Source organism: Corynebacterium qintianiae, assembly GCF_011038645.2.
In the GTDB taxonomy this organism is placed as follows: Bacteria; Actinomycetota; Actinomycetes; order Mycobacteriales; family Mycobacteriaceae; genus Corynebacterium; species Corynebacterium qintianiae.
The window spans coordinates 1880960-1892322 of record NZ_CP064955.1 but is presented as its reverse complement, the minus strand read 5'-3'; the positions used below and the strand labels follow the sequence as shown (position 1 = coordinate 1892322).

The following is an 11363-nucleotide window of genomic DNA, read 5'->3' as shown; positions in this document are numbered from 1 at the left end:
GGATATCCCCACAGTCAAAATTGTGGGTGTTTACCCATGATCTTCGGGCATGGGCGGCGGGGGCTTAACTGGCCTTGTCCGGCTCGCCGTCCTGCAGGATCGCCTTCGAGAGCTTCTTTAGGCTCTTGAGCTGCTTGGTGGTGGACACGTCGAGGGCGCGGTCCTCGGCCGCGGCGACCTCCGCCGCGAGCTGCGCCTGCGACTTCGTGCCCTTCTTGGTCGGGGTGACAATCTGCCGGCGGCGGTCCTTGGGGTCCCTGTCGCGCGTGACCCAACCGTGCTTTTCCAGCGAATCGATCAGGCGCACCATGTCGGAGGCGTCGATCGCGAGTAGCTCCGCGAGCTGCGTCTGCGAATACGCCTGGCCGACGACGCACGTGAGGATCCAGAACTCCCGCATCGTGGTGCCCTGGGCGCTCAAAGCGCGCTCGACCTCGTCCTTCGTGTGTCGGCGCACCCGCTCGATTTGGAACGAGGGGGACTTAATTAAGGCGCTGGGGAGATCAATCGAAGCCATGCGCCCAGCATAAAGGCAATCACTGGACGAACAAAACAGTAGGCCCGACCAACCACTTAGCCGCGTTCGTGGGGCAGGTCAGACTCGACCCACGCGATGGTGCCGCCCTCGACGTTGATCACGTTGTCCCAGCCGCGGGCCTGCTCCAAGTACTCGGCGGCCTGGGCAGAGCGGCCGCCGGAGCGGCAGATCACGTAGATGTCCTCGTCGGGGTTGATCGTGCCGGCCTGCGCGGCGAAATCGCTCAGCGGCAGGTTGACCGCACCGGCGGCGCGGACTTCGGTGTACTCGTCGGGCTCGCGGACGTCGATAAGCTGCGCGCCTTGGGGAACTTCAGTAACAGTGACTGTCTTCATGCCCGCCAGTGTACGTATCCGATACGTTGTTCCTTGTGCCACAGCGATACGTGCATCCGAGGAAGATCTACATGCGCAGGCGCGCAGCGGCGCTGATCCTTCTCGCAGTGGTCGTCCTCGCGGCCGCGGGGTTGTGCTCACGCCCGGAACCGGCGCCCGAACCGGCCCCGGCGCCCGCGCCCAGCGAGGTGCCCGAGACGATTCCGCAGTCGCGGCCGGTGGTGCTGGAGGTGCCGCGTATTGGCCTGCGTGCGGAGTTCGAACCGGGCGACTGCCGAGTCAAGGATGGCGCCATCAACCCCGCGACCATGCGCCTGGCCTGCGCGTTCACCGCGCCCGACCGGCCGTACGAGCTGCCTGGCACCCATGCTTCAGACGTGGTGGTCACCGCCGGGCACACAGGCGCGGGGGTGCCGGGAGTGTTCGATTCGCTTTACGACGCCCGCTCGAACGCCCACACCGTCACCCTCGGCGACGCGCTGTATATGCGCACGGAAGCGTCCGGCGAGCGCTGGCTGAAGTACGTGGCCACGGACCTGCATGACCCCACGAAGGATGCGCTGGCCGAGGACCCCGCGGTGTGGGGGACCGGTGCCACCCCGGGCAGGCTGCTGACGATCAGTTGTATTCAGCCGCTGTTGTCGGACTCGGTGCGCAACGCGGTGGTGGGGTGGCAGTTCGAGGGTGTGGTGGACGACATCCGGTAACAATTGCGCGTCAAAGTGTTGTGACGGCTGTGAAAGCTGATAGGGTTGAGGCTGAACCTTAAAGTTAAACTTGAGACTTGGAGAGACCAACATGAAGCGCACCTCCCTCATCGGCGCCGCTCTCACCGGTGCCCTCGCATTCGCCGTTATCCCGGGCACGGCTCCCGCAGCTCTGGCCGAGGACTACCCGGCCGTGACCGCCGACGCCCGCGGCCACGAGTACTTCCTCAACCAGGAAGGCACCCACTACCTTCCGGATCGCGAGCTGGCCGAGGTCGCGTTCAACTCCCTTACCTCGGAGGACCGCGAGAAGGCTGTCGAGGTCTCTCGTGCCGCGGTCGCCGGGCTCGTCGACTCCGGGGAGGCGGTCGCGCCGTCCAACGCGGAGGCCGCCGACGCCCGTGCCACTGCGATCGCGGACGCCCCCGCTACCGAGGTCAAGCCGGAGGTCCAGCACGAGGACGTGTTCGGTCCCGAGCACGTCGACACCGACTCCGAAGACCCCGTCGCCGCCGGCCTGCTGGCGCTGCCGCCCGTGCTGACGGTCAACCAGACCAGCTACTACCTCAACGCCGACGGCAAGACCTACGTCAGCGACCTCGCCCGCGTCGACGCCGAGCCCACCGCCGACGAGACCGACGCCTCCCAGGCTCTGCTGGCCAGCAACGGCGCCGAGGTTGCGCGCCAGGCCCTGGAGGCCGCCCGCGCAGCCGGCCAGAACGTGGAATACGCGGCCACCCCGGCCGGGGCAAATGCAGCGCGCGCGGCAGGTGCAGCGGAGGCAACCGCTGAGCCGGCCGCCGCGCCCAGCCAGCGCGGCATCGCCGCCGAGACCGGCAACAACACCGTTTCCAAAACCTTGTTCGCCCTGGTTATCGCCTCGGTGATCGGCGCGGCCGCCTTCGCGTACGGCCGCCGCTTCCTGGTGTAACTGCACTCGCCGGGGCCCGCCGAGGTCGCCAGCACCGCCACACGCCGTGCTCACTTTCGAGTGCTCAGTTTGGCGTAAACGAGCGGTAAAAGCCCAGGTGGTTATCGCGTGGGGTGCGCAAACCGAGCACAGCAAACCGAGCACGGCAAACCGAGCACAGCAAACCGATGACGCGGAAACGCCCGGCTGCGGGGGCAACCGGGCGTCGATAAGCGAAAGGCTAGTTCGCCGTCTTCGCTTCCTTCTCCTCCTGGAGGCCCTCGCGGGAGTTGTCGCCGACCCTGGCGAAGTTGTCCAGCGAATCCTGCAGGATCTTCTCAGCCTCCTCGCGGTTTCCCCAGCCGGAGCCGGTGACCTCCTTGTTCGGTTCGAGGTCCTTGTAGTGCACGAAGAAGTGCTCGATCTCGTCCTTGGTGAAGTCGTCGATGTCGTCGATGTCCTGGAAGGACTCGTAGCGCACGTCATCGAGCACGCAGAGCAGCTTGTCGTCGCCGCCGGCCTCATCGGTCATCTTGAACACGCCGATCGGGCGGGCGATGACGGTCACGCCGGGGAACACGGGTTCAGGGGTGATCACGAGGGCGTCGAGCGGGTCGCCGTCGTCAGCCAGTGTGTTGTCGATGAAGCCGTAGTCCGCCGGGTAGGCCATCGGGGTGAACAGGTAGCGGTCGAGGAAGATCTTGCCGGACTCGTGGTCGACCTCGTACTTGTTGCGGGAACCCTTCGGGATCTCGATGATGACCTCAATAGCCATGGATGCTCCTTACATGCGGTGCGTGAATTAGACGTCGCCCATCATACGTGGACTAAGGTTGTCGCCGATGAAAGTGTGGACGTGGGTAACAGGTGCGGTGGCGCTCGTCGCCGTCGGGGGTGTCGCCGGGTTCGGGGTGGTGGCGCAGCGCGAGTTGGCCGAGCTCACCGTGGCCCCCGCGTATTCCCTGCCAGCTGCGGCGCCCGTGCTGGAGCCGGCCACGCCCGAGGCCGTGGATGCGGGCGCGCGCTACGACACCGTGGCGGCGCTCGCTGCCGACCCCGCGTTGGGCACGTTCCACGCCCGCATTAGCGACGCCGTCACCGGCGAAACCGTCTTTGAAACCCAGCCCGACCAGCCGCTGCGCCCGGCATCGAGCACGAAGCTGCTCACGGGCGCCGCCGCGATCGTGGAGCTTGGCGCGACCGACACCATCACTACAGAGGTAGTCCGCGGCGCCAACGAGGGCGAGGTGGTGATCAAGGCCGCGGGCGACGTCTGGATGAACGCCGACGCCATTGATGATCTGGCCCGGCAGATCGGCCATGCCGACGCCGTCTACATCGACACCTCGGCGTGGCCGGGGGAGACCATGTTGCCCGGGTGGAACCCGGTGGACATCGACGCCGGTTTCATCGCCCCCCTCGAGCCGGCCATGCTCAACGGCGGCCGGGGCCTCGAGGCCGAGTCGGGCGACGTGCCGCGCTCGCACACCCCGGCGCTCGACGTGGCTCAAGCGGTGGCCGACCGCGTCGGTGCGGCCACCACCGGTTTCACCACCGCGGGCCCTGATGCCGAGGTCGTGGCGACAGTGGAGTCGCCGGATCTGGTCACGCGGCTGCGCGCGACGATGAAGGACTCCGACAACGTCATGGCCGAGGCCATCGGCCGCGAGGTTGCGCTGCACCGCGGGTCCACCTCGCCGCAGGCGACGCTCGACGCGCTGTCCGAGCGCGGCTTCAACACCGCGGGCACCTCTCTCACCGACTCCTCCGGCCTGTCCACGCTCAACCTGATCACCCCCAGCCTGCTCAACGACGTCCTGTTGAGCGCGGCTCAAGGCGGGGATATCGCGCCGCTGCTCGACGCGCTGCCGGTCGCGCACGGCGAGGGCACTCTCCAGGACCGCTACGTCGAGCTACCCGGGCGCGGCTGGGTCCGCGCCAAAACCGGCACCCTCGACAACACCTCTGCTCTCGCCGGTACCGTGACCAGTACCAGGGGAAACGTCTACACGTTCGCGCTGCTCTCCAACGACTCGGAGATCCTGCCCGCCCGCCGCGCCCTGGACACGCTCGCATCCGCTTTGAGGGATTTCTAGTGGAGCCTTTCTGGCCCCGCCACAGCCCGCACTTTCTCGCTTGCCGACGCTCCGTCCGCGCATTCCACGGCCCCGCCATCATCGGATTGTCAGGCGGGGCCGACTCCCTCGCCCTCGTGGCGGCGGCCGCCGCGGAAGGGAAGGATGTCACAGCCGTGGTGGTGGACCACGGGCTGCAGGAGGGGTCCGCGGAGGTGGCCGAGCGGGCCGCTGAACAGGCGCGCGGGTGGGGCGTGGACGCCTCCGTCGTCCCCGTCTCGGTCTCCGGGCCGAATCTGGAGGCCGCCGCACGTGACGCCCGCTACGCCGCTTTGCTGTCGTACGGCCTCGACGCATGGGTCGCCCATACTGCGGACGACCAGGCCGAAACGCTCTTGCTGGGGGCGCTGCGCGGCAACCCCGCGGGGATGGCGCCGCGCGGCGGGCTCGACGGCAGGGTGGTGCGCCCGTTTTTGGGAATCCGCCGCGCGGACACGACCGGTGCCTGTGAAGAGTTGGGTATTGTGCCCTGGAACGACCCGATGAACGCGGATGCGTCATTCCGTCGGGTCGCCATCCGGCATTCCGTCATCCCGAAGCTCTCTGAGCTCATCGGCGGGGACGCGGTGCCGTCGCTAAGCGCTGCCGCGAACCGCATCGCCGCCGAGCGCTCCTTGCTGGAAATGCTGATCGACGTCTCGCCGAGTTCCGACTGCACCGAGCTTGCCGCCTCTCCCGAGCCGGTGCGACGCCGCAGGCTTGTCGCGTGGCTCCACGGCCACGGAGCGCGTATCGACGGCGCGCAGCTCGCGTCCATCGAGCGTCTCATCACGCATTGGCGGGGCCAAGGGGCCGTCAACCTCGGTGCCGGCCGCGCGGTGCGACGGGTCGACGGGCGCCTCGTGGTTGTCCAAACATCCAGTTAGGTGGCACAATGAGTCACCATGACCGCGCTGCATGACACAAAGAACTTCGATGTGCCCGCCAACGCCTACGGCGACGACGTCGAGGCGATCCTCATCTCAGAGGAGGAGCTGGCCGCACGCGTGCAGGAACTCGCGGACATGGTGTCGGAAAAATACCGCGGCGCGGACCAGGAGCTCATCCTGGTGTGCGTGCTCAAGGGGGCGGTGTTCTTCCTCACGGATTTCGCCCGCCGCCTCGACATTCCGTGTCAGCTTGAGTTCATGGCGGTGTCGTCCTACGGGTCGTCAACAACCAGCTCGGGCGTGGTGCGCATTCTCAAGGACCTGGACAAGGACATCGCCGGCCGCGACGTCCTCATCGTCGAGGACATCATCGATTCCGGTCTCACGCTGTCCTGGCTAATAAAGAACCTGGCCGGGCGCGGGCCGGCATCGCTGAACGTGATCACCCTGCTGCGCAAGCCCGAGGTCCAGACCGCCAAGATCAACCTGCTCGACATCGGCTTCGACATCCCGAACGAGTTCGTCATCGGCTACGGGTTGGACTACTCCGAGCGCTACCGCGACCTGCCGTACGTGGGCACCCTCCACCCGCGGGTCTACTCTGACGGGCACGACGGCGAGCAGCCCACCCCGGGCCGCGCCGAGGGACCCGAGTCCGTCGAAATCTAAGTCCCCCCTTTACACAACACAGGAATACATGGAAAACAAAAAAGTTCTGCGGTGGGGCATTTTCGGCGCCGCCGCTCTGATCGTCCTTTACCTGTTCACGCTCCTCGGGGACGATACCCGCAGCTACCAGACGGTGGACACCTCCGTCGCCCTGGAACAGCTGCAGAACGACAATGCCCGCGAGGTGCAGATCGACGACCGCGAGCAGCGCGTCCGCATCGACCTTCGTGAGCCGATCACCGTGGACGAGCGCGAGGGCGTCGAATCCGTCATGGCGCAGTACCCGGCGCGCACCACGCCGGAAATTTTCGACGCCGTGCGCGGCTCCGGCGCCGACAGTTACGAGACCAACGTGACGCAGGATTCCTTCCTGATGTCCATGCTCGGCTTCATGCTGCCGATGATCCTGATCTTCGGCCTGCTGTCCTACTTCATGTACCGCATGCAGGCTGGCGGCGGCATGTTCGGCATTGGCGGGTCGAAGGCGAAGCAGCTGACCAAGGACAACCCGACAAACACCTTCGCCGATGTCGCCGGCGCGGACGAGGCTGTTGACGAGCTGCAGGAGGTTGTGGACTTCCTGCAGGACCCGGGCATCTACGAGAAGCTCGGTGCGAAAATCCCCCGCGGCGTGCTGCTCTATGGCCCGCCCGGCACCGGCAAAACCCTGTTGGCCCGCGCCGTCGCGGGTGAGGCGGGCGTGCCGTTCTACTCCATCTCGGGTTCCGACTTCGTGGAGATGTTCGTCGGTGTCGGCGCCTCGCGCGTGCGCGACCTGTTCAAGCAGGCCCGCGAGAACTCGCCGTGCATCATCTTCGTCGACGAGATCGACGCAGTGGGCCGACAGCGCGGCTCCGGTACCGGCGGCGGCCACGACGAGCGCGAGCAGACGCTCAACCAGCTGCTCGTGGAGATGGACGGATTCGGCGACCGCGAGGGTGTCATCCTCATCGCCGCGACGAACCGCCCCGACATCCTCGACCCGGCATTGTTGCGCCCGGGCCGCTTCGACCGCCAGATCCCGGTGACCAACCCCGACCTGGCCGGCCGGCAGCAGATTCTCAAGGTCCACGCCAAAGACAAGCCGCTCGGCCCCGACGCGAACCTGGACGCCCTGGCCAAGCGCACCGCCGGCATGTCCGGCGCGGACCTGGCCAACGTGCTCAACGAGGCCGCGCTGCTGACCGCCCGCATCGGCGGCAACGTGATCACCGCCGACGCGCTGGAGGAAGCTACCGACCGCGTCATCGGCGGGCCGCGCCGCAGCTCCAAGATCATCTCCGAGAAGGAAAAGAAAGTCACGGCCTACCACGAGGGTGGCCACACGCTCAGCGCCTGGGCGCTCAAGGACATCGAGCGCGTGTATAAGGTCACCATTCTCGCCCGCGGCCGCACCGGCGGCCACGCCATGACGGCGCAGGAGGACGACAAGGGCATGTACAACCGTGACGAACTCTTCGCCCGACTCGTCTTCGCCATGGGCGGGCGCGCCGCGGAGGAGCTCGTCTTCGGCGAGCCGACCACGGGCGCGAGCTCGGACATCGAGCAGGCCACAAGGATCGCCCGCGCGATGGTCACCGAGTACGGCATGTCGAGCACTCTCGGCGCCGTGAAGTACGGCACCGAGCAGGGCGACCCCTTCTCACACATGGGGGCGGGTAACCAGTACGACTACTCGCCCGCGGTAGCGGAAACCATCGACCGCGAAGTGCACGAGCTTATCGACGTCGCCCACGCCCGCGCCTACTCCATCCTCGCCGAGCACCGGGACTACCTGGACCAGCTCGCCGCCAAGCTGTTGGAGAAAGAGACGCTGCGCCGTCCCGATCTGGAGGCCATCTTCGACGGCATTGAGCCGCGCGAATCGGGCCTGCCGGTCGTGGATGAGCGCTTCACCGCGCAGGAGGGCCGCGCGCCGGTCAAAACCCCGGTGGAGTTGGCGGAGGAGCGCGGCGAGGAGCCGCCGAAAAAGGTTTCGCTGCTGGAGATGTCCCGCACCGCGCGCGAGCGCCGCATGGCGCAACGCGAGGCAGCCAACGCCGGTGCGAAGAAGAGCGAGGAAAAAACCGGTTCGACGCGCTGGCGTCCGGGCCAGAAGGCGGCCGGGGAACAACCTGCCCAGCATGCCTCCGACCAGCCGCAGTACGGCGGCCCGAAGCCGCCGGCAGGCTGGACCTACCCGGGCGCCGGTGTGCACCCAGGCATGCGGAACTACGCTCAGCCGGAGCAGCCGGAGCAGCCGGAGCAGCCGGAGCAGCCGGAGCAGCCGGAGCAACCGGTCGGTTTCCAGCTGCCGGCGAACGAGCGCCCGGACCACGAATGGAACGACACCGAGACGCTCCCAACGGGGCGCCGCGCCAAGCCGGAGGGTGAGGAGTCTCCGAAGCGTGACGCGGTGGACGTCGCTAAGCCTGACACCCCCGCAACAGCGGAGACCACCGAGATTCCGCGGGTGAGGAGCGAAGATGAGAGCTAAGGCTTTCGACCGCGGGCGCGCGGAAGCCGCGGTGCGCGAGCTGCTCATCGCGGTCGGCGAGGACCCTGACCGCGAGGGCCTAGCCGAGACCCCGGCCCGCGTCGCACGCGCCTACGAGGAAGTTTTCGCCGGCCTGCACGCGGAGCCGACCGACGTGCTGGAGAAGACCTTCGCCGAGAACCACCAGGAGCTCGTGCTGGTGCGCGACATCCCGATCTACTCGACGTGCGAGCACCACCTCGTGCCGTTCTTCGGCACCGCGCACATCGGTTACATCCCGGGTGCGGACGGCAAGGTGACCGGCCTGTCCAAGCTGGCCCGGCTGGCGGACCTGTACGCCAAGCGCCCGCAGGTGCAGGAGCGCCTCACCGCGCAGATCGCCGACGCGCTGGTGGACAAACTCGACGCCCAGGCCGTCATTGTCGTCATTGAGTGCGAGCACCTGTGCATGGCCATGCGCGGCATCCGCAAGCCGGGTGCCGTGACCACGACGTCGGCGGTGCGCGGCGGGTTCCAGCACAATGCCGCCTCGCGCGCCGAGGTGCTCAGTTTGATCAGGAGGTAAGAGACATGACGACGGTGCAGGACCTAACGGTGCCCGGGCGCACGCTGGTGATGGGCATCCTCAACATCACCGCGGACTCGTTCTCCGACGGTGGGCGCTGGCTCGAGCTTGATAGCGCTCTGGAGCACGCCCGCGAGCTGGTCGCGCAGGGTGCAGACATCATCGACGTCGGCGCGGAGTCGACGCGCCCGGGTGCGACTCGCGTGCCGGCTGACGTGGAGGCGCAGCGCATCCGCCCCGTCATCCAGGCACTGAGCGCGGAGGGCATCCGCACCTCGGTGGACACGATGCGCGCCTCCACCGCCGCCGCGGCAGCTGAGGCCGGGGTAGACCTGATCAACGACGTCTCCGCCGGACTCGCCGACATGGACATGTACCGCGTCATGGCGGACACCGGCCTGCCGGTGTGTCTCATGCACTGGCGCACGGACGTCTTCGGCAGCGCGTCCGGTGCCTCCGACCACGGTGGCGACGTCACCGGAGACGTGCACGCGCTATTGGGGCAGTGCATCGACGACGCCCTCGCCGCGGGGGTGCGCCGCAGCCAGATCGTGGTGGACCCGGGCCTCGGCTTCGCCAAGACGGGCGAGGAAAACTGGCAGTTGCTTGCGGCGCTGCCGGAGTTCATTGCAGGCGAGTTCCCCGTGCTGGTGGGGGCGTCGCGCAAGCGCTTCCTCGCCTCCATCCGCGCCGACCGCGGCCTCGAGCACGCACCTGTCGACGCCGACCCGGCCACCGCCGCCGTGAGCGCCATCTCGGCGCAGATGGGTGCGTGGTGCGTGCGGGTCCACGAGGTCGCGGCTTCGCGCGACGCCGTGGACGTCGCCGCCGCGATGAGAAGGGCCGGCCGTGGCTGACCGCATCGAGCTCACGGGTCTGAAGGTCCACGCCAACCACGGTGTGCTGCCGCACGAGACGGAGTTCGGCCAGGTCTTCACGCTAGATATTGTGTGCTGGCTCGACTTCGCAGGGGCCGCGGCGGCAGACGACCTGACCAAGACCGTCAACTACGCGGAGCTGGCGCAGCTCGCCCATGACATCGCGTGCGGCACCCCGCGCCAGCTCGTGGAAACGGTCGCAACCGAGATCGCCGACGCGGCGCTGCACAAGTACGCGATCCTCCACGCGGTCGAGGTCACCGTGCATAAGCCGCACGCGCCGATCCCGCTGATCTTCGACGACGTCGCCGTCGTGGCGCGGCGCTCCCGCAAGAACTTGAAGGGGTAGGTCGTGCGCGCCGTTCTCTCCACGGGCTCCAACATGGAGGACTCCCGCGCGCACCTCGCGAGCGTCGTCGACGAGTTCGCGGGCGAGCTCGTCGCGGCGTCCTCCCTCTACGCCACCGCGCCGTGGGGCGGGGTGGCGCAGAACGACTTTCTCAACCAGGTTCTCATCGTCGAGGTCGACCAGACACCGCTGGAGCTGCTGCGTCGCTGCCAGAACCTCGAGTCGCGCGCGCGGCGCGTGCGTGAGACCCGGTGGGGCCCGCGCACCCTCGACGTGGACATCGTGCGTATCGACGGCCACGCGTCCGACGACCCGGGCCTCACTTTGCCCCACCCGCGCGCGAGCCAGCGGGCGTTCGTGCTCGTGCCGTGGCTCGAGATCGACCCGGGTGCGGAGTTGGAGGGGGAAAGCGTTGCGGGGATCGTCGATAAGCTTGGTTCGGAGGGGGTGAGGAGACTGTGAGCAGGACCCAGGTACCGGCATTGGTCGCTCTGGCCGGATTCATGGCTGCCGCCGCCTTCATCCTCGTGCGCCGGTTCTATGGCGCGCTGACCACCGTCGGGGCAACCGCGTCCCTGCCGCTGTGGATCGTCGCCGCCGCCTGCCTGTTCACCGCGTACATGGTGAGGAAGCGACGCGAGGAGGGCAAGGTGGGCCTCGACCGCTCGCAGCTCAACCCCATGATGGCGGCCAACTTCATGCTGCTGGGCAAGGCCAGCGCGTGGGCGGGCGCGGTCTGCGGCGGGTTGTTCACCGGGCTGCTCGTCTACATCGTGCCGCGTCTGGACGTGCTCGCGGCCGCGCAGGACGATCTGCCGGGCACGGTGTCGGGCGCCCTCGGCGGGCTCGCTCTGGCAATTGCCGGGGTGGTTCTCGAGCGCTCCTGCGAGGTGTCGCCGCCGACTGAGGGTGAGCCGGTTGGCTAAGGTGAT

14 protein-coding genes are annotated in these 11363 nt (G+C 67.9%); 11 read left to right on the top strand and 3 right to left on the bottom strand.

What is annotated here, in order from left to right; translation table 11 throughout:
• Window positions 1-64: 64 nt before the first annotated feature.
• Together G7Y29_RS09270 and G7Y29_RS09265 are read right to left on the bottom strand one after the other, a co-directional pair.
• Window positions 65-517, bottom strand: coding sequence for a MarR family winged helix-turn-helix transcriptional regulator (locus G7Y29_RS09270; RefSeq protein WP_165002299.1), 453 nt, complete (start codon window positions 515-517; stop codon window positions 65-67).
• 56 nt (window positions 518-573) lie between these two features.
• A complete protein-coding gene (locus G7Y29_RS09265; RefSeq protein ID WP_165002298.1) occupies window positions 574-873 on the bottom strand; it encodes a rhodanese-like domain-containing protein in 300 nt (99 codons plus the stop codon).
• Between the two features lie 71 nt (window positions 874-944).
• Here G7Y29_RS09265 and G7Y29_RS09260 point away from each other — a divergent pair, with 71 nt between their 5' ends.
• Both G7Y29_RS09260 and G7Y29_RS09255 read left to right on the top strand, forming a co-directional pair.
• On the top strand, window positions 945-1580 hold the full coding sequence (locus G7Y29_RS09260; RefSeq protein ID WP_165002297.1) for a sortase family protein: 636 nt from the start codon (window positions 945-947) through the stop codon (window positions 1578-1580).
• 91 nt (window positions 1581-1671) lie between these two features.
• Window positions 1672-2511 carry a hypothetical protein gene (locus tag G7Y29_RS09255; RefSeq protein ID WP_165002296.1) on the top strand — a complete coding sequence of 280 codons (840 nt, stop codon included), beginning with the start codon at window positions 1672-1674 and terminating at the stop codon, window positions 2509-2511.
• A 220-nt stretch (window positions 2512-2731) separates the two neighbouring features.
• Here G7Y29_RS09255 and G7Y29_RS09250 read toward each other — a convergent pair whose 3' ends face one another.
• The gene (locus G7Y29_RS09250) at window positions 2732-3265 is read right to left on the bottom strand and encodes an inorganic diphosphatase (protein ID WP_165002295.1); all 534 of its coding nucleotides are present in this window, start codon (window positions 3263-3265) and stop codon (window positions 2732-2734) included.
• A gap of 67 nt (window positions 3266-3332) precedes the next feature.
• Here G7Y29_RS09250 and dacB point away from each other — a divergent pair, with 67 nt between their 5' ends.
• The 9 genes from dacB to G7Y29_RS09205 are packed head-to-tail and all read left to right on the top strand — an operon-like array spanning window position 3333 to window position 11357.
• Entirely contained in the window at window positions 3333-4586 is a 1254-nt protein-coding gene (gene dacB, locus G7Y29_RS09245; protein ID WP_165002294.1) for a D-alanyl-D-alanine carboxypeptidase/D-alanyl-D-alanine endopeptidase, read from the top strand.
• Window positions 4586-5491 (top strand): tRNA lysidine(34) synthetase TilS, encoded by a 906-nt coding sequence (gene tilS, locus G7Y29_RS09240; RefSeq protein ID WP_165002293.1) that lies wholly within the window; start codon window positions 4586-4588, stop codon window positions 5489-5491. The genes dacB and tilS overlap by 1 nt, the downstream gene beginning before the upstream one ends.
• 18 nt (window positions 5492-5509) lie before the next feature.
• Window positions 5510-6163, top strand: coding sequence for a hypoxanthine phosphoribosyltransferase (hpt, locus tag G7Y29_RS09235; RefSeq protein ID WP_165002292.1), 654 nt, complete (start codon window positions 5510-5512; stop codon window positions 6161-6163).
• A 28-nt stretch (window positions 6164-6191) separates the two neighbouring features.
• Window positions 6192-8639 carry an ATP-dependent zinc metalloprotease FtsH gene (ftsH, locus tag G7Y29_RS09230; RefSeq protein ID WP_165002291.1) on the top strand — a complete coding sequence of 816 codons (2448 nt, stop codon included), beginning with the start codon at window positions 6192-6194 and terminating at the stop codon, window positions 8637-8639.
• Window positions 8629-9204 carry a GTP cyclohydrolase I FolE gene (gene folE / locus G7Y29_RS09225; RefSeq protein WP_165002290.1) on the top strand — a complete coding sequence of 192 codons (576 nt, stop codon included), beginning with the start codon at window positions 8629-8631 and terminating at the stop codon, window positions 9202-9204. The genes ftsH and folE overlap by 11 nt, the downstream gene beginning before the upstream one ends.
• A 5-nt stretch (window positions 9205-9209) precedes the next feature.
• The gene (gene folP, locus G7Y29_RS09220) at window positions 9210-10061 is read left to right on the top strand and encodes a dihydropteroate synthase (protein ID WP_165002289.1); all 852 of its coding nucleotides are present in this window, start codon (window positions 9210-9212) and stop codon (window positions 10059-10061) included.
• Complete coding sequence (folB, locus tag G7Y29_RS09215) at window positions 10054-10431, top strand: dihydroneopterin aldolase (protein ID WP_165002288.1); 378 nt, start codon at window positions 10054-10056, stop codon at window positions 10429-10431. The genes folP and folB overlap by 8 nt, the downstream gene beginning before the upstream one ends.
• A 3-nt stretch (window positions 10432-10434) precedes the next feature.
• Complete coding sequence (gene folK, locus G7Y29_RS09210) at window positions 10435-10893, top strand: 2-amino-4-hydroxy-6-hydroxymethyldihydropteridine diphosphokinase (protein WP_165002287.1); 459 nt, start codon at window positions 10435-10437, stop codon at window positions 10891-10893.
• Complete coding sequence (locus G7Y29_RS09205; protein WP_165002286.1) at window positions 10890-11357, top strand: DUF3180 domain-containing protein; 468 nt, start codon at window positions 10890-10892, stop codon at window positions 11355-11357. The genes folK and G7Y29_RS09205 overlap by 4 nt, the downstream gene beginning before the upstream one ends.
• The last annotated feature ends 6 nt before the right edge of the window (window positions 11358-11363 follow it).